Source organism: Acinetobacter lwoffii (assembly GCF_019343495.1).
GTDB classification, from domain to species: Bacteria; Pseudomonadota; Gammaproteobacteria; order Pseudomonadales; family Moraxellaceae; genus Acinetobacter; species Acinetobacter lwoffii_P.
In genome coordinates, this window is sequence record NZ_CP072549.1 from 2785826 (window position 1) to 2803244 (window position 17419).

Annotated in this window: 13 protein-coding genes; 7 read left to right on the forward strand and 6 right to left on the reverse strand. The window is 45.5% G+C overall.

Annotation, left to right across the window (positions count from 1 at the left end; translation table 11 throughout):
• Positions 1–51: 51 nt before the first annotated feature.
• The 3 genes from J7649_RS13060 to trxA all read right to left on the reverse strand — a co-directional run bounded on the left by J7649_RS13060 (position 52) and on the right by trxA (position 2657).
• The gene (locus J7649_RS13060) at positions 52–339 is read right to left on the reverse strand and encodes a hypothetical protein (protein WP_219308508.1); all 288 of its coding nucleotides are present in this window, start codon (positions 337–339) and stop codon (positions 52–54) included.
• Positions 340–740: 401 nt separating this feature from the next.
• Entirely contained in the window at positions 741–2009 is a 1269-nt protein-coding gene (gene rho, locus J7649_RS13065) for a transcription termination factor Rho (protein ID WP_004278267.1), read from the reverse strand.
• A gap of 321 nt (positions 2010–2330) precedes the next feature.
• Entirely contained in the window at positions 2331–2657 is a 327-nt protein-coding gene (trxA, locus tag J7649_RS13070) for a thioredoxin (protein WP_004278266.1), read from the reverse strand.
• A 260-nt stretch (positions 2658–2917) separates the two neighbouring features.
• Here trxA and ppx point away from each other — a divergent pair, with 260 nt between their 5' ends.
• Genes ppx through J7649_RS13095 form a run of 5 tightly spaced genes read left to right on the forward strand, consistent with a single transcriptional unit; the run spans position 2918 to position 8037 of the window.
• The gene (gene ppx, locus J7649_RS13075; protein ID WP_004278264.1) at positions 2918–4438 is read left to right on the forward strand and encodes an exopolyphosphatase; all 1521 of its coding nucleotides are present in this window, start codon (positions 2918–2920) and stop codon (positions 4436–4438) included.
• A gap of 30 nt (positions 4439–4468) precedes the next feature.
• Complete coding sequence (locus J7649_RS13080; protein WP_219308510.1) at positions 4469–5293, forward strand: acetyl-CoA carboxylase carboxyltransferase subunit alpha; 825 nt, start codon at positions 4469–4471, stop codon at positions 5291–5293.
• Positions 5230–6606: a tRNA lysidine(34) synthetase TilS gene (gene tilS / locus J7649_RS13085; RefSeq protein WP_219308513.1), complete on the forward strand. Its 1377-nt coding sequence runs from the start codon at positions 5230–5232 to the stop codon at positions 6604–6606. The genes J7649_RS13080 and tilS overlap by 64 nt, the downstream gene beginning before the upstream one ends.
• Before the next feature lie 2 nt (positions 6607–6608).
• A complete protein-coding gene (gene proC, locus J7649_RS13090; RefSeq protein ID WP_004647533.1) occupies positions 6609–7448 on the forward strand; it encodes a pyrroline-5-carboxylate reductase in 840 nt (279 codons plus the stop codon).
• A 19-nt stretch (positions 7449–7467) separates the two neighbouring features.
• Positions 7468–8037 carry a YggT family protein gene (locus J7649_RS13095; RefSeq protein ID WP_064094707.1) on the forward strand — a complete coding sequence of 190 codons (570 nt, stop codon included), beginning with the start codon at positions 7468–7470 and terminating at the stop codon, positions 8035–8037.
• Positions 8038–8397: 360 nt separating this feature from the next.
• Here J7649_RS13095 and polA read toward each other — a convergent pair whose 3' ends face one another.
• Positions 8398–11160, reverse strand: coding sequence for a DNA polymerase I (polA, locus tag J7649_RS13100; protein WP_219308516.1), 2763 nt, complete (start codon positions 11158–11160; stop codon positions 8398–8400).
• A gap of 161 nt (positions 11161–11321) precedes the next feature.
• Here polA and J7649_RS13105 point away from each other — a divergent pair, with 161 nt between their 5' ends.
• Positions 11322–14030 carry a DUF2339 domain-containing protein gene (locus J7649_RS13105; protein ID WP_219308518.1) on the forward strand — a complete coding sequence of 903 codons (2709 nt, stop codon included), beginning with the start codon at positions 11322–11324 and terminating at the stop codon, positions 14028–14030.
• Positions 14031–14070: 40 nt separating this feature from the next.
• Here the strand turns inward: J7649_RS13105 and J7649_RS13110 are convergent, their stop codons facing one another.
• Both J7649_RS13110 and J7649_RS13115 read right to left on the reverse strand, forming a co-directional pair.
• Complete coding sequence (locus J7649_RS13110) at positions 14071–14994, reverse strand: mechanosensitive ion channel family protein (RefSeq protein ID WP_219308520.1); 924 nt, start codon at positions 14992–14994, stop codon at positions 14071–14073.
• Between the two features lie 9 nt (positions 14995–15003).
• Entirely contained in the window at positions 15004–15783 is a 780-nt protein-coding gene (locus J7649_RS13115; RefSeq protein ID WP_086044916.1) for a hypothetical protein, read from the reverse strand.
• A 144-nt stretch (positions 15784–15927) separates the two neighbouring features.
• On the opposite strand from J7649_RS13115, the gene gspE reads away from it, so the two are divergent.
• Positions 15928–17415: a type II secretion system ATPase GspE gene (gene gspE / locus J7649_RS13120; RefSeq protein ID WP_219308529.1), complete on the forward strand. Its 1488-nt coding sequence runs from the start codon at positions 15928–15930 to the stop codon at positions 17413–17415.
• The last annotated feature ends 4 nt before the right edge of the window (positions 17416–17419 follow it).

The window sequence follows — 17419 nt, forward strand, 5'->3', positions numbered from 1 at the left end:
AAAAAAAGAGAGCCAAAGGCTCTCTTTTTTTGTACTGAATAATCTAAAAGATTATTGAGCAGCAGCTTCAGAAGCAGCAGTAGCAGTAGCAGCAGCATCAGTAGCAACTGCAGCAGCAGCGTCAGCTTGAGCAGCAGCAGCAGTTTCAGAAGCAGCAACTTCAGAAGTAGCTTCTACAGCAGCAGCATCAGCAGCAGCTTCAGCTTCAGAAGCAGCTTCTACAGCTTCAGAAGCTGCTTGGTTAGCGTCAGTAGCAGCTTCGTCAGCTTTTTTAGCACAACCAACGAAAGCTAGAGTAGTAGCAACTGCAGCAGCAATAGCGATTTTTTTGAATAACATGGCATCACTCTCTAAAAATTGAGATTAAAAAAAACCAAAGTTAGTCTGTTAAGTGCTTTTATTGTTCCTAATTGTGTTAGGGACTAACAACGCAGGAGCAGTCTAACTGGTCTGCAAATATGCTATCACTGCGCATTTTTAATTGCTACTGGCAATGATCAAAAAAGTACGGAAAAACGATAAAAAATAAGAAGTTTTTAACAGAAAATAACAATGGAATGAAAGATTTAGATTGGAGAAAGGCTTGTTAAACACTTAAAAGTTATACAATTTTTAATCTGAATATTTTATTAATCAAAAACTTAAAAATAAGTTTACATAAATCAGGCTCGATTGTTTCATTCTGTAATTTATGTCAACCTAAAAAAGGCCACCGCTTAGGTGACCTTTCATTTGAAATTTTAATTTGAAGCTTTGCGTTTCATCTGATCAAAGAAATCATCATTGGTCTTGGTTTCTTTCATACGATCTAGTAAGAATTCCATTGCCGCCAATTCGTCTTGAGTATGCAGCAGCTTACGCAGAATCCAGACTTTACGCAGATTATCTTCTGACATCAGGCGTTCTTCACGACGAGTACCAGATTTCTTGATGTTCATTGCAGGGAACACGCGTTTTTCAGCAATACGACGATCAAGGGTAATTTCCTGGTTACCTGTACCTTTGAATTCTTCGTAAATCACTTCATCCATTTTACTACCGGTTTCAATCAGGGCAGTAGAAATGATGGTCAGTGAACCACCTTCTTCGATATTACGTGCAGCACCAAAGAAACGTTTAGGACGTTCTAAGGCATGCGCATCTACACCACCGGTTAATACCTTGCCTGATGAAGGAATCACGGTGTTATAGGCACGCGCCAAACGGGTAATCGAGTCAAGCAAAATCACCACATCTTTCTTGTGTTCAACCAGACGTTTTGCTTTTTCAATTACCATTTCAGCAACTTGAACGTGACGTGCAGGAGATTCATCAAAGGTAGAAGCCACGACTTCACCACGAACCGTACGTTCCATTTCGGTCACTTCTTCTGGACGTTCATCAATCAGGAGAACGATCAGAATAACTTCAGGATTATTGCGAACGATGGACTGTGCAATGCTTTGCAGCAGCATGGTTTTACCCGCTTTCGGCGGAGCCACAATAATTGAACGCTGGCCTTTACCAATCGGGGCCACCAAGTCGATCACACGGGTGGTTAAATCTTCAGTGGTACCATTGCCTAACTCCATCACCAACTGTTCAGTCGGGAATAATGGCGTCAGGTTTTCAAACAGAATCTTGTTACGTGAATTTTCAGGTGTGTCGTAGTTAATTTGATTGACTTTAAGTAAAGCAAAATAACGTTCGCCTTCTTTCGGCGGGCGAATGGTGCCAGTAATGGTGTCGCCAGTACGGAGGTTAAAACGACGAATTTGAGAAGGGCTGACATAGATATCGTCAGGACCTGCTAAATAAGAACCTGCGGCTGAGCGTAAAAAGCCAAAACCATCTGACAAAATTTCTAGAACGCCATCACCAAAAATCTCTTCGCCATTCATTGCATGACGTTTTAAGATGGCAAAAATAATGTCTTGCTTACGGTTACGAGCCATACCTTCGAGGCCCATAAACTCGGCAATCTTGATGAGTTCGCCAATCGGTTTTTTCTTGAGTTCGGTTAAATTCATAGGTGGTCAGATAGAATCAAAGTTCTGAGGTACAGGTTAGAAAGGGAGTAACATTCGGCCGCATACCAGCATTCAAACGAAAGCAATTGAATTTGCAAAAGAACAATTCAGAGATCTGTTTGAGTGTTTCAAAGAAAAATGTGGAAAACAATTTCTATTGCCGAGCGGCATCTTATGTAATGTGTCTTGTAAGAAATTGACAGGATTTAGGATCCTTTATCTCTTGAGTAGCGAATATAAGAGAAAATGCCAGGTTTGTCAATTTATAGCCGAAAAAAATACGCGAGCATGAGTCGCGTATTTTTACTAAAAATGCTGTGCTTAGATATTGTCATCAATAAATGCAGTCAGTTTAGATTTTGGTGCAGCACCGACTTGAGTCGCAACAACTTCACCATTTTTGAACATCAACAAAGCCGGGATGTTACGGATGTTGAAATTCACAGCAGTTTGTTCGCAAGAAGTTACGTCAACTTTCACGATTTTAACTTTACCTTGGTATTCATCAGCAAGCACTTCAAGTACAGGTGCAATTGCTTTACATGGTGCACACCAGCCTGCCCAAAAGTCCACCAGTACAGGAACGTCTGATTGAAGAACGTCTGCTTCGAAGTTTGCGTCAGTAGTGTTTACGATGTTGCCAGACATGGAATGTGCTCCAGATTAATATTTTAAAGATAACTAATTATTAGTATTACATAGCCATCTTTAACAATGTAGGGGAATCTGTAAATTTTCAATGCTTAATGTTATTTTGTCTAATGGATGATCACGATAGTGATGATCGTGTCTCACTATTATTCCCGATACAAAAAAGAATAAGGCATTAAATTGTCGCTACAAATGGCTTTTAAATTGCATGCATGTGAATTACTCTAAGCACAATTCGTTAAAGGTTTATTTCTGGAATGTCTGACTTTTTGATTGATGAAGAATTACTTGCCGCCATCGATATGGGATCAAACAGCTTTCATTTGGCCATCGCCCGTGTAGATCATGGTGAAGTGAAGAAAGTGGCATCAATGTCAGAAAAAGTTCAGCTTGCCGCAGGACTAGACGAAAATAAAAATTTAACCGAAGCCGCACAGCAACGCGGTTTGGCCTGTCTGGCCCGTTTTGTAGGTCGTTTAGGTGCAGTTCAGCCGAACCGATTACGGATTGTGGCGACGAATGCGTTGCGTCAAGCCAAAAACGGCCATGAATTTATTCAGAAAGCCGCAGAAATTTTACCGAAACCGATCGAAATTATTGCCGGTCGTGAAGAAGCCCGTCTGATTTATCTGGGTGTATCGCATACCATGGCCAACAGCGGTCGTCGTTTGGTGGTTGACATCGGTGGCGGTTCAACTGAGCTGATTATCGGTGAAGAATTCGAGCCGATTCATACCGAATCGGTACAAATGGGCTGTGTAGCCTTTACCAAGGCCTATTTTCAGGATGGGGAAATCAGCGCCAAAGCTTTTGATAAAGCAGTCACTGCGGCGCGTAAAGAAATTTCCGGAATTGCCAATACTTATAAAGAAGCCGGTTGGGATGCTGTCGTTGGCTCGAGTGGTACCATTAAAGCCTGCCGCCAGATTTGCGTCAATATGGGCTGGAGCAATGATCGCGAACAGTTGACGCGTGAAGGTTTGGAAAAGCTTAAAGACAAACTACTTAAATATAAATATGTCTCGGACATGGAATTCGAAGGTCTGAAAGATGACCGTCGTGCCGTCTTGCCTGCTGGTATTGCTATTCTCTATGCTGTCTTTGATGTATTGGGAATTGATCATTTGGTCTATTCCGATGGTGCACTACGTGAAGGCGTGATGTATGACTTGCTTGGCCGTTTCAAGCATGAAGATATCCGTGATCGTTCCGTCCATGCCCTGATTGGTCGTTATAATGCCGATGCCAAACAGGCCGAGCGTGTGGTCCAGACTGCACAAAAACTGTTTAATGACGTGGCCAGTGAACTCGGGTTGAGTGTTGAAGATAGTGACCTGTTACGTCGTGCCGCCTATCTGCATGAGATTGGTTTGGCCATCAGTCACAGTGGCTATCATCGTCATGGCGCGTATTTATTACAACATTCGGATATTGCCGGTTTCTCGCAGGTTGATCAAAATCATTTGTCACATTTGGTCGCGCACCATCGGCGTAAATTGCGCGCTGATGCCAAGATTGATGTGATGAAAGTCGGTGGATCTAAACTTTTATGGTTATGTTTGCTGCTTCGTCTGTCGGTTTTGGTCAATCACAGTCGTAGCGATGAGATGCTTCCTGCCATTGAACTCAAGGTTGAAAATGCGCAACAATGGCAACTCAGCGTGTCTGGTGATGCCAAGCAATGGCCATTGCTGGTCGCTGAACTGCATGATGAACAGCAGCAATTTAAAAATTGGGAGATTGAACTCTCGATTCAATCCGAACAGTTTGTTAATTAATACCTTTATAGGGATGAAAACGGTTAACCTATGAAAAATAAAGCAACTCCATCAAAAGCATGGGCGACAGTGCAGATTGCACGTCATCCAGAACGTCCACAATTCCTGGACTATGTGGGTGAAATATTCACTGAATTTGATGCTTTACATGGTGACCGCCTATATGGTGATGATGGCGCGATGATCGGTGGTCTGGCTCGTTTCGATGGTCAACCGGTGATGATCGTTGGTCAGCATCGTGGTCGTAGCACCCGTGAAAAATTACAGCATAATTTTGGCATGAGTAACCCGGAAGGTTATCGTAAGGCACAGCGTCTGCTAGACATGGCAGAGCGTTTTAACCTGCCAGTCTTTACTTTTATTGACACTATGGGCGCTTATCCGGGTGTCGGTGCAGAAGAACGTGGTCAGGCTGAAGCAATTGCCACCAGTCTGGCTCAGCTTTCCAATTTGAAAGTACCGGTAATTGCAACTGTACTGGGTGAAGGCGGTTCAGGTGGTGCGCTGGGTATTGGGGTAGCAGACCGTGTGGTGATGCTCTCTCACAGTATTTATTCGGTCATTTCACCGGAAGGCTGTGCCTCAATTCTTTGGAAAACTGCTGAAAAAGCTGAACAGGCCAGTGAAGCCTTGGCTCTGACTGCAGAAAAATTGCAGAAAATGGGTATTGTAGAATATGTGGTGGATGAAGGTGAGGGTGCTCATTTAAACTCGGATCAGGTCATGAACAGCTTGAAAGCAGTGCTGAAAGAAGCTTTGAATGAACTGCAACCAATGGAAGCGCAAGCACGATGCGAAGCACGTTACCAACGTTTGATGAAGTTTGGCAGCGACAATTTAGGTCTGGTTTCTTAAAACAGCTGCAGGATTTTCCTGCAGAGACAAAATTTCTCATCGGATGCAGTGGCGGCGTAGATTCTATGCTGTTGCTGCATCTGATGTTTTTTTTATGCCCGGAAAAAGTTCGGGCGATTTATGTCGATCATCAGTTACAAGCACTCAGCGCAGATTGGGGTAAGTTCGTTGCAGATCAATGTCAGCAATTGAATATTCCCTGCATCATTCAGCCAGTCAATGTCGCCAGTGGCAATTTGGAACAGCAAGCGCGCAATTCACGTTATCAGGCCTATCTGCAACATTTGCAAGCGGATGAAATGTTGGTGTTAGCGCATCATCAGCAGGATCAGGCGGAAACCCTGATGTTGCGTTTATTGTCTGGTGCCGGCGTTGACGGTTTAGCAGCCATGAAACAGATCGATGTACGTGAAAATCTCACGATTTGGCGGCCATTGCTGGATATTTCCCGTGAGCAGATTTGCCAATGGGCATCAGACCTGAATGTTCAGAATATTGAAGATCCGACCAATGCTGATACCCATTATGACCGAGCCTGGGCACGCCAGACCCTGTGGCCAGTATTAAGCGAACGCTATCCTAAAATGCAAGCTGCCTTGGTGCGAACCAGTGAGTTAATGCAGGATGCTCAAGACATTTTACAAGAAGTGCTGCAACAGGATTTAGCATATTGTGGAACTGAAACGCAGCTCGATCTTGGTAAATTTTTACAGCTTTCAAAATCACGACAACGTCAATTACTCTCTGCCTGGATGAAAGGTAAACAACAGTATCGTCCATCCTTAGATATGGTGGAGCGTTTGCAACGCGAAGTGATTTATGCCAAGCAAGATGCTCAGGCGGCACTACATTGGCAAAGCTTTTACTATGTGCGCTATCAGCAGCAGATACATCGTCTGACTGCAGAGACTTATTTAGCCGAGCAGCAGCAGGTTCAAACTAGCCCGAAAACTATAAAATTTGCTTTAAAAGACAGCGTGCAGGTTTTGTCAGGAAAATTTATCATCGCTCCTGCACAGCTCGGTTTATCTCCTGCATTATTGCAGCAACCTTTGCATTTACAACAGAGGCAGGGTGGCGAAAAAATTCATTTATATGGCCGTGTCGGTGCCTGGCCGCTGAAAAAAGCCATTCAGGAAGCGCAAATATTTCCCTGGGCTCGGCATACTATTCAAATATTAAGCACAGATAATGTTATGCTAGGCGTGTTTACCCCTAAAGGATTTTGGTTGGCCCAATCTGCATATTGTGAAGCAGGTGGATGGCTGCCGATGTCGGTTTCTTCAACTTTAGAACTCAACGATGAGCATTGAACATGAGTGCAGCTTTAAATTGTAATATCTGTTTTATTGGTGGCGGTAATATGGCCCAAGCCTTAATTGGCGGTCTGATTTCACGTGGTTTGCCAGCAACACGTATTACAGTTTCTGATCCGGTCGAAAAAGTCCGTGCTTTATTGGCGGAAAAAGAAATTAATGTGACCGGGGATAATAGCGCTGCAATTCAGGATGCAGATATCGTCGTATTGGCGGTAAAACCTCAGGTTTTGGCTCAAGTGCTGCAACCCTTAAAAGGTCTGGTTAATAATAAGCTGATTATTTCCATTGTTGCCGGTGCAGAAATTGCCACATTATCAGCATTGTTGGGGACAGAGCGTATTGTCCGGGTCATGCCGAATACACCTGCATTGGTACAGACTGGTGCACATGGTTTATATGCCAATGCATTTGTGGAAACCAGTGACCGTGAGCTGGCCAGTCAGGTTCTGGCGTCGACCGGACTGACCATTTGGGTTGACTCAGAAGCACAAATTGATGCAGTCACTGCAGTCTCGGGTTCTGGTCCGGCTTACTTTTTCTATATGATGGAAAGTATGATTCGTGCGGGTAAAAATTTAGGTTTGGATGAAAAAGTTGCAACCGCACTGACTTTGCAGACGGCTTTAGGCGCGGCGCAAATGGCGATTACCAGCTCGAATACGCCGGCTGAGTTACGTAAAAATGTGACTTCTCCAAATGGGACTACACAGGCGGCACTTGAAGTCTTTGATCGCGCCCAGATTTCTCAAAATATTCAGGCGGCACTTGCCGCTGCACAAAAACGCAGTCAAGAACTGGCACAAGAGCTCAGTGAAAGCAGCAAATCTTCAGTTTAATTTTTAGGAACGTTCAAGTATGGGTGCAAATTCTGCGCTAATTTTTGGCATTATCATTAACGTCGCGATTTTGCTCGTATTCTTCCGATTTTTAATGCAACTGGCAGCGGTCAGTCCCTACAATCCTGTGGTTCTTTCTACTGTGAAAGCCACTAAAATTGTAGATGTATTCGGGCGTATTTTCCCTACGATGGGCAAAGGGCGGGTTAATACTGCGGCACTGGCACTTTTGGTAGTGCTGTATTTGCTGAAAATTTTCGGCATGATGTATCTGTCTGGTGGCATGCCGAATGGTCCTGTGCATTTGCTCATTCTGACTTTTGTCACCATGATGCAGGATTTGATCCGTTTCTGTCGTTACTTGATTTTCGCTACCATTATTTTAAGCTGGGTGGTGATGTTTACCCAATCCCGTTCACCTTATATTGAAGTAGTTCAGGAACTTGCCGAGCCATTGCTGGCACCTTTCCGCCGGATTATGCCGAATATGGGCATGATTGACCTGTCTCCAATCCTGGCAATTCTGGCCTTGATTGTGATTGAAATGATCATGAACCAGGTGGCAATTGTATTGTTAACGGGTTTTTAATCTGAATGAAAAGAAAAGGACGCTGAGGCGTCCTTTTTATTTGCTCCTCCCTTTAGAAAAGGGAGGTTGGGAGGGATTTGTTAAACTTGCCAAACCTTGACAAGTTTTAATCGAAGTGCAAGAAGAAGATGGGATTTTAACCTCTCCCTAACCCTCTCCTGAGAGGAGAGGGAACTTGGATGCTCTTAACCAGTAGTGCTGCTGATTTCCTAAAAATAGAAAAATATGCGTTCAAAACTTGATAGTAGAAAAGATTTTAATATCGCTGCCTGTAGATGAGGATTATAAATTAAAATCCCCTCCATCCCCTTGCGGAATATATTCCTCACCTCCTATAAGGAAGATGGGGTTAAAGGCTCATTAATGCGCCTCATCCCAGTTTTTGCCTTTACCCACTTCTACCACCAATGGTACAGAAATCTGCAATACCGATTGCATCACTTCTGCCAGTTTAGGTGCGAGTTCATCGGCAATGTCTTCATCCACTTCAAATACCAGTTCATCATGTACTTGCAACAGCATTTTGGCCTGATCTTTCGGCAAAATCTTGTCGACTTCAATCATCGCCATTTTAATGATATCCGCAGCCGAACCTTGTAGCGGAGCATTAATCGCAGCACGCTCTGCCGCTTTACGCACCATCATATTACGGGCATCAATATCTGGGGTATATAAACGGCGACCGAGCAGGGTTTCAACAAAACCCTGTTCTAATGCGACCTGACGGGTACGTTGCATATAGTCATAAATGCCCGGATAACGATGGAAATACTGCTTGATATAATCCTGTGATTCCTGACGGGTAAAGCCCAACTGACGGATCAGACCAAACTCGGACATACCGTAAAGTAGGCCGAAGTTGACGGCCTTGGCCTGACGGCGCTGGTCATTGGTCACTTCTTCCAACGGAATGCCCAAAACTTCCGCAGCAGTACGGCGGTGTACATCCTGACCATGAATAAAGGCATCCAGCAGGGCTTCATCCTGAGATAAATGTGCCATGAGACGCAATTCAATTTGTGAGTAATCGGCTGCCAGCAAAACACGACCTTCCGGTGCCACAAACGCCTTGCGAATTTGACGGCCAATTTCGGCACGAATCGGAATATTCTGCAGGTTTGGATCAGTCGATGATAAACGGCCAGTTGCAGTCAATGCCTGGTGGTAACTGGTATGCACCCGGTGGGTATCAGGATTAGCCTGTTTGCATAAGCCATCGGTATAAGTGCTTTTCAGCTTGGACAAACCACGATATTCCAGAATTAGCTGGGCAATCGGATGTTCAATTTTTTCCAGTACACTTTCACTGGTACTGTATTGTCCGGTGGTGGTTTTTTTACCGCCTTTTAGCCCCAGCTTTTCAAACAGAACTTCACCGACCTGTTTAGGTGAGCTGACATTAAAGCTTTCACCGGCAATTTCCATAATCTGGTTTTCCAGATTTTGCATGGTATTGGAAAATTCGCCCCCAAGCTGATCCAGAAAAGCCAGATCCAGTTCGATGCCGTTTTCTTCCATTTGTGTCAGTATGCGTGCGACTGGCATTTCAATATTCAGCAGGATGTTGAGCAGTTCTGGATGGACTTTGAGTTTTTCATGCAGCACTTCATACAGACGATAAGTGACATGAGCATCTTCTGCGGCATAATGTGCTGCAGTTTCAAGTGGAATCTGGTTGAAGGTCTTTTGTTTAGCACCTTTACCGGCCACTTGTTCATAAGTCGTGGTCAGATGACTCAAATACAGACGGGCCACATCATCCATGCCATGACGGGTCGCGACAGAATTCAGGACATAGGAAGCCAGCATGGTATCGAAATACCAGCCTGCCAGATGAATGCCATGATTTTCCAGTACATGTGCATCATATTTCAGATGATGCCCAATTTTCTTTACAGACTCATCTTCCAGAATTGGTTTGATCTGCGCCAGAATTACTTCACGATTCAGCTGCTCCGGTGCGCCTTCATAATCATGTGCCAAGGGAACATAATAAGCATTCTGCGCATCGAAGGCGACCGAGAAACCGACAATCTGTGCAATACGATAATCCAGACTGGTAGTTTCGGTATCAAAGGCAAATCGTTTTTCGGTACTTAAGCGCTCAAACAGTGTGTCCCAGTCCTGCTGGCTTAATACTGTGTGGTAGGTCGCTTGACCTAGCTGGTCATCACTGCTGGTTACAGACGCATGGTCTTCCAGAGGTTCTGGTGCTGTAACCGCTTTGGCGTTAATAGATTTTGCCGCCTGCTGGTAATTTGAATTATTCGGGTTGTTCGGGTGATCTAAGGACTGCAGCTGGTTACGGAATTCCAGCTCGGTGTACAAATGACGTAAGGTCTCGACATTCGGCTCACCCAGTTTTAAATCGTCATAACCAAAGTTAAGATCCAGATCGATGACAATACTGGCCAGTTGATGGTCCAGTGCAATGCCATCGACATGTTCTTTAATATTTTGACCGACTTTGCCTTTGATCTTGTCGACATTTTCTAAAATGCCGCCAATCGAGCCATATTCAGTGAGCAGTTTTGCTGCCGTTTTGGCACCTACACCTGGCACGCCCATGATGCCATCTGATGCATCGCCCATCAGGGTCAGATAATCAATAATCTGATTCGGCCAGACGCCAAACTTTTCAAACACGCCGTCGACATCCAGCGGTTTTTCTTTAAAGCTGTCTTCCAGGGTAACTTTTTCGGTCACCAGTTGCGCCATATCTTTATCGCCCGTAGAGATCAGCACCTGATGTCCCATCGCCTCGGCACGTTTGGCCAGTGTTCCGATAATGTCATCGGCTTCGGCACCCGGTAAGGTATGCAGGGGAATGCCCAAGGCACGAATCAAGGCATGCAGATAAGGAATCTGTTCGGATAATTCCGTTGGCATGCTGGGACGGTCACCTTTATAAATCGGTGACAGCTCGTGCCGGAAGGTCGGTTCTGGGGTATCGAAAATCACCGCCATATGGGTCGGTTGGGTCCGGCGCATCAGTTTTTGAATAGCAGAAATCGCACCACGAATTGCATTGGTATGTAAACCGGTTGACGTGGTTAATGGTGGCAGTGCGTGAAAGGCACGAAATAAAAAGTAAGAGCCATCGACCAAGACAAATGGTGGCATGTAATCAATTCCTTATTCAAAATACAGCGCTATTGTACGTGATTTTTACCGCGCTCGCTGAGGCGAGTCTGAGTTTACAGCTTAGCGAATATCGGCTGAAGATGAAATAAGCAGCACAAGCTGTTGTATGATGGAACGATTCAGGAAAGAGAAATATAAGAATGGCTGTAGGACGGAATGAGTTGCGCATGATCTGGCTGATTACCCTGCTGATAGCCGGGATCAGCGCCTGGTATCTGGGTTATCAGATTGTAACTTATCTGTGTGGTTTGGGGTTTATCTTTAGCGTGATGCAATATGTCACTGCGGTAGAAGCACCGATGAATCAATTGGCCGGACAGCAGCAGATGTCCTTGGAGCGCAATTCTAAAGTTCCTTTATATATCTCATCAATTACTGCCATTGTCGGCGGGTTGGCTGAACTGGACTGGTTGATGGGAATCGGGATTACGGCCTGGGTATTCTTTTTGCTCAGGTGGCTGCAACGTCTGGAAGGACGTTTGATACAGTTGCAATCACAATCTCATTCTGCCGATCCCTTACAGCGATCACCAGATCGATCCGATTCTGTTCCATTCGTGAAAACTGAGTCTGCCCAAGAGGTAAACGACACTCCTCATCTGGTAGATCAACTGCAGCGCTGGCTTTTCCAGGGGAATCCAGTCTTAAAAGTCGCGATTAGTATTTTGGTGATTGGGATTATTTTACTGCTGCGTTTTGCCACTGAGCACTGGCAACTCAGTCTGGCTGCAAAATTGGGCCTGGTTGCACTGGCGAGTGGGTGTATAGCAGGGCTGGGTTATCGCCTGATGCAGAAAAATCGGAGTTTTGCTCTGGCACTAGAAGGACTGGGTTTGGGCAGTCTGTTCCTGACCTTATTTTTTGCCTATTACAATCTGGTGATTCCCACGTTACCGTTGGCAACATTGCTATTTCTCATTATTCTGGCCATCACTCTATATTTAAGCCTGAAACAGGAAAGCATCGAACTGGCTTTGATGGCTTTGCTGATTGCTTATCTGGCGCCGTTTACCTTACCGACCCGCGATGCTTCTGCCGTTGAGCTGATTAGCTATTATTTGCTGATCAATATCGGGGTGGCAGTGCTGAGCAGTTTCCGGCCATGGAAGATTCTCAATCAAATTGCCTTTTTAGTGACTGCGGTCGTTGGCGGGATATATAGCCTGATTCATGGTTATACATATGAGCGTTATGCCATGACTGCGTTGATTCTGGCACATAGTGCGCTGTTTATCTGGCTAGGTTTCCGCTTTAGCCAGTTGCTGGCACGACAGGATCTCTCACGTTTTCAGTTAAAACCGGTATTGGACTTAGCGCTGATTTTTGCTGCACCGATCACGGCATATATTTTTCTGTATCTGATTCATTTTAATCAGCCCAATCAAAAACTCTGGCAAGCTGGATTAAGCCTGTTCTTTGCACTGGTCTTTGCCGCTTGCTGGACACTGCTGCGCCGTAAACAAACTATCCTGCTCATTTCGCAGAGCTATCTGAGCCTGATGCTGATTTTTCTCGCCTTGGTGCCCCCGATCTTATTGACAGAACAATGGAGTGTGATTGGCTGGGCAGTTGAAGGTGTGCTGATTTATTTATGGGCCTTGGAAAAAAATGTCCGGGTAGCACACTATCTGAGCATGGGCTTATTGCTGATGGCCGGATTCAGCAGCCTGTATTATCTGGTCGAGATTAATCCAACACCGCGAATAATTTTCTGGATTTTGAGTCTGTGCTATGTGGCAGTCGTGGTCATCAGTCAGCTTAAAAAGCAGTACCAGCAGCAGATGAATAGTCTGAGTGTCAGTTTTTTAAGCAGCCTAAGTGTCGCGGCCAGTTTGATGCTATTTGCCTTGCTGGAAGATGAATTTCCGAGTCAGCATGCCTATGTGCTGAGTTTATTTATCATCACACTGGGTTATGTAATGTTCAATGAAATGATCCTGCGCAAAAATCAGGAGTGGTCATGGTTACTGCCGAAGTGGAGTGGCATCTCGCCCTTGCTGGTCATTGCGGCGATTCTAACTCTGGATCGCAGTCAGAATGCGGTGATTGTCTGGAATAGTGATCTGGAACGTGGGGTTTCTGCACTTTCAACGATATTATTGGCCATTCTGTGGCTTAGACCGCTGGCTGGCTTGCAGCTTTCCAAGGAATGGATGAGTTTTGGTGTTTTTAGCAGTCTGGCTCTGGCAAGTTTATGTCTGATCCCGAACATGCCTTATCTGAGCATGGTGATTTTGCCTTTATTATTCTGCCTGTGGTGCTATCGGCAGGATGTGCAGTCAGGCTGGCAGCAGCTTTGGCAAACCAAGAGCTGTTTATTGCTGATGGCAACTTGGCTGGTTTGTTCACAGCTGTTTAGCCAGCAAGCTTTTCAATATTACTGGCTGCCGATTCTTAATCCTTTTGACCTGATCAGTATTGCCATGTTTGCCAGTTTTATCTGGATGCTGTTACAGCAAATCAAGGTGGGACGTGATAAAGGCATGATTGCAGTTTTAATGGTACTAAGCCTGTTATGGCTTTCCAGTTATATTGTTTTAAGAGCTTTGCATGTGTACCTGCAGACACCGTTTAATGAGCTGGCATTATGGAACAATGCAACAGTTCAGCTCAGTCTGACCATACTCTGGGTATTACTGGCTTGGATTACCATGTGGACGGCGACACTCAAAAAACTGAAACCGATGTGGATTTTAGGCGGCAGTATTCTGGTGATTGTGACCTTGAAGCTCGTACTATTTGACCTGTCACATATTGGCACCCTGACCCGGGTGATTTCCTTCTTGCTGGCGGGCGGGGTAATGCTGCTGATTGCGTATATTGCACCGATGCCAGAGAAAACTGATTGATTGAATCCTCTCCTCTAAAAAAGGAGAGGGAATCTAAGGATTATTTCAGACCAGACTCTCTTTTGAGAGCCTTGTCATTGGCGTATTGATCGATCTCTTCATTTTCTAGAGGGCGGGAAAGTGGAGGATCGACAAAGCCCATTTTTGGCACCGGAATTTCAATCTGGTTATCGACAAAGCCGTTTCGAATCCGTTCCTGCATTTCATCACGTACTTTCAGGTAGTTTTCCTGTTGGCACCACACCGCAAACAGCAGTTCAATCGAAGATTCACGGAACGCAGTAACGGTGACTGCTGGTTTCGGGTCGGCCAGAACCAGTGGATACTTGTTGGCAACATCCAGCAGTACTTCGCGCACCTTGATAATATCTTCATGGAAATTGATCGCCAGAGTAATTGGAATACGCCGTATCGGAAATTTTGACAGGTTCTGCACTGGCGCCCGAATCAGCTGTTCATTTGGTAACCGTACATAGATATTATCTTGGGTCAAAAGTTTAACCGAGAGCAGATCAATCGAAATCACTTCGCCTTCAATGGTATGCCCACGAATCAAGGTAATCTGGATGGTATCACCGACTTCAAAGGAACCCTCACCAATCAGGAACAGACCACTGATCAGGTTGGATGCTGATGTTTGCGAAGCGAAACCCAGTGCGACCGTTAAAATCCCCGCAGCCCCGAGGAAGACACTGAGTTTAAAACCGGCCTCTTTCAGGCTGGCCATTACAAACAGCAGGAAGATAAAATAGAAAATCCCGCGGCGCCAGACCAGTTTTTGATGGGCATTAAAACGTACACCAATGGTGCGAATAAAGGTATTGGAAATAAAGCGCGCAATCAGGAAACCAATAAAGCACAACACCACCGCCACCAAAACTTCGGTCAAACGGTCGGTATTGATATTGGTAAATACTCCCTTCAGGCTGTTGGTGACTTCGGTCGGAATATTTGAACTTGGCATCAGACGCCCTTAGAAAAATGAATCAAACATATTAAATAACGCACCTGCTGGATCACGCGGTGGATGCAGATAGGCGACTTCGCCGGCATTCGGCGGCGTGCGGTTTTCGACTCGAATCCGCGGTGGACGGTCTGAACTTTCATGCAAGACCCGGATTTGTGAGGTCCATAAGCGGCCGGTACTTTCACTGTAAAAAAGCGGCAGGGCAGGCACAGGAACATTCATCCGGTCAAAGCGCAATTGCTGGTTACTGGTATTGTGAAACTCAATCGGCGTGACTGCACGAAAGGCTCGCGGATGTAACTGTTTCAGTTCGGTTCTGCCATCGACTGCGGTGGCATAACAGATTTCCCCCGAACGGTGATTGGGTCCAAACCAGGTGTCTTTTGGCAAGATTACCGGCAAATCGAAAATCGGTTCGCGCTGCCCCTCGACAAAACCGGCAATCCATAAGGGCGTGCTGATATAAAGCGTACCGCGCTGTCCGGCAGGAATATAAATCGGATCGACTGGTTTAATCACCACAGAACGGTCTGCAAGGCGTGGCATCAGTTGCAATTTGTTTTGCGTGGATTTGAACATATAGCGTTCAATTTTCACAGGTGGGGGAAAGGCAAAATTCGGATCATCAATCTGATGCCATTGCTGTTCATAATCGTATTGCACAGAAGGGCGGAAATATTCCAGTCGCCATTCCTGAATCCCTCGGGTCAGCCGAAACAGCAAGGAGCCAAACTGCCAGGCTTTAGACTGATTTATTTCAAAATTCTGTTCTCCCCACCAGCGCATTTTCGCTGTATTCGGGATTAATTCATCTTTATCTCGCGGCAATCTTGGCACCCTTTCTTGCTAAATCTTTGAAAACATACTTCACGCTGTCATATGCTTAGAGTACACTCAATTTAAATTTTTTCATCATTATTATAATCCGCGATGCAAGTACTTAAACAATTACAAATCCCATATAGCTTCGCCAAGCGCCATGGTGTGCTGTTGCGTTATGAGGGAGATCAGGCCTTTATTCTGCGTCGTGACAATACCTCGATGCTTGCATTGCAGGAAGCTCGCCGTCTGCTCGGTTATCCGGCTCATTTTCAACTCTGTAGCGAACAGGAATTTAACCAGTTACTCAGTTCCAGTTTTGCCGGCGATAGCGGCGAATCGCAACAGGTCGCTGCCGGTCTGGAAGATCATCCGGATTTACTCAGTCTGGCCGATTCCGTACCGGAAGCTGAAGATCTGATGGATCAGGAAGATGATGCGCCAATTGTACGTCTGATCAATGCATTGCTCTCAGAGGCGATTCGTGTCGGGGCTTCTGATATTCATATTGAATCTTTTGAGAAAAAACTGTCGGTGCGTTTACGGGTCGATGGCCAGCTACGTGAAATTGTCCAGCCACGTCGTGAACTCGCCCCGCTACTGGTTTCACGTATCAAGGTCATGGCTAAACTGGATATTGCCGAAAAGCGTATTCCACAAGATGGCCGTATTTCCTTGCGTCTGGCGGGGCGTGAAGTCGATGTGCGTGTATCAACCTTGCCATCTTCTTATGGTGAACGTGTGGTGATGCGTCTGCTGGACAAGCAGGCCGGCCGTTTGAACATGACCCATTTGGGCTTGGTGAATAATGACTATGGTCGACTCAAGACCTTAGTGCATCGCCCGCACGGGATTATTCTGGTAACTGGCCCGACCGGTTCGGGTAAAACCACCACCTTATATGCGGCACTTTCTGACCTGAATGACGGTTCTAAAAACATCCTCACGGCTGAAGATCCGATTGAATATCAACTGGAAGGCATTGGACAAACGCAGGTCAATACCAAAGTGGATATGACTTTTGCCCGTGCGTTAAAAGCCATGTTGCGTCAGGACCCGGATGTGGTCATGGTTGGTGAGATTCGTGATCTGGAAACCGCAGAAATTGCGGTGCAGGCATCCCTGACAGGACATCTGGTGTTATCCACCTTACACACCAATACCGCGATTGGTGCGGTTACGCGCCTGAAAGATATGGGAATTGAACCATTTCTGCTGTCCAGTTCTTTAATCGGGGTAATTGCCCAACGTCTGGTGCGTACCTTGTGTCCACATTGCGCGACCTGGCATGAGGCAGATGCTTTCGAGAAGAATCTATTTGGCAATATTGAGCATCCCCAAGATTTAAGATTACCGCAACCTCAAGGCTGTGAACGTTGTGGCAATACTGGCTTTAGTGGCCGTACTGCAATTTATGAAATTGTCCCAGTCGATGATCATATGCGCCGTTTGATTCATGGCAATGCGGCTGAATATGAAATCGAAAGCTATGTACGTCAGCAGTCAGGTTCCATTCGTGATGATGGTCTGCGTAAAGTATTGGCCGGAAAAACCACGATTGAAGAAGTATTGCGAGTAACCAACGAAGCAGTAGAATAATTTT

Excerpts from the sequence above, each read along its gene's own strand:
- J7649_RS13060 (WP_219308508.1), bottom strand. The coding sequence starts at position 339 with ATGTTATTCAAAAAAATCGCTATTGCTGCTGCAGTTGCTACTACTCTA.
- rho (WP_004278267.1), bottom strand. The coding sequence starts at position 2,009 with ATGAATTTAACCGAACTCAAGAAAAAACCGATTGGCGAACTCATCAAG.
- trxA (WP_004278266.1), bottom strand. The coding sequence starts at position 2,657 with ATGTCTGGCAACATCGTAAACACTACTGACGCAAACTTCGAAGCAGAC.
- ppx (WP_004278264.1), top strand. The coding sequence starts at position 2,918 with ATGTCTGACTTTTTGATTGATGAAGAATTACTTGCCGCCATCGATATG.
- J7649_RS13080 (WP_219308510.1), top strand. The coding sequence starts at position 4,469 with ATGAAAAATAAAGCAACTCCATCAAAAGCATGGGCGACAGTGCAGATT.
- tilS (WP_219308513.1), top strand. The coding sequence starts at position 5,230 with ATGCGAAGCACGTTACCAACGTTTGATGAAGTTTGGCAGCGACAATTT.
- proC (WP_004647533.1), top strand. The coding sequence starts at position 6,609 with ATGAGTGCAGCTTTAAATTGTAATATCTGTTTTATTGGTGGCGGTAAT.
- J7649_RS13095 (WP_064094707.1), top strand. The coding sequence starts at position 7,468 with ATGGGTGCAAATTCTGCGCTAATTTTTGGCATTATCATTAACGTCGCG.
- polA (WP_219308516.1), bottom strand. The coding sequence starts at position 11,160 with ATGCCACCATTTGTCTTGGTCGATGGCTCTTACTTTTTATTTCGTGCC.
- J7649_RS13105 (WP_219308518.1), top strand. The coding sequence starts at position 11,322 with ATGGCTGTAGGACGGAATGAGTTGCGCATGATCTGGCTGATTACCCTG.
- J7649_RS13110 (WP_219308520.1), bottom strand. The coding sequence starts at position 14,994 with ATGCCAAGTTCAAATATTCCGACCGAAGTCACCAACAGCCTGAAGGGA.
- J7649_RS13115 (WP_086044916.1), bottom strand. The coding sequence starts at position 15,783 with ATGCGCTGGTGGGGAGAACAGAATTTTGAAATAAATCAGTCTAAAGCC.
- gspE (WP_219308529.1), top strand. The coding sequence starts at position 15,928 with ATGCAAGTACTTAAACAATTACAAATCCCATATAGCTTCGCCAAGCGC.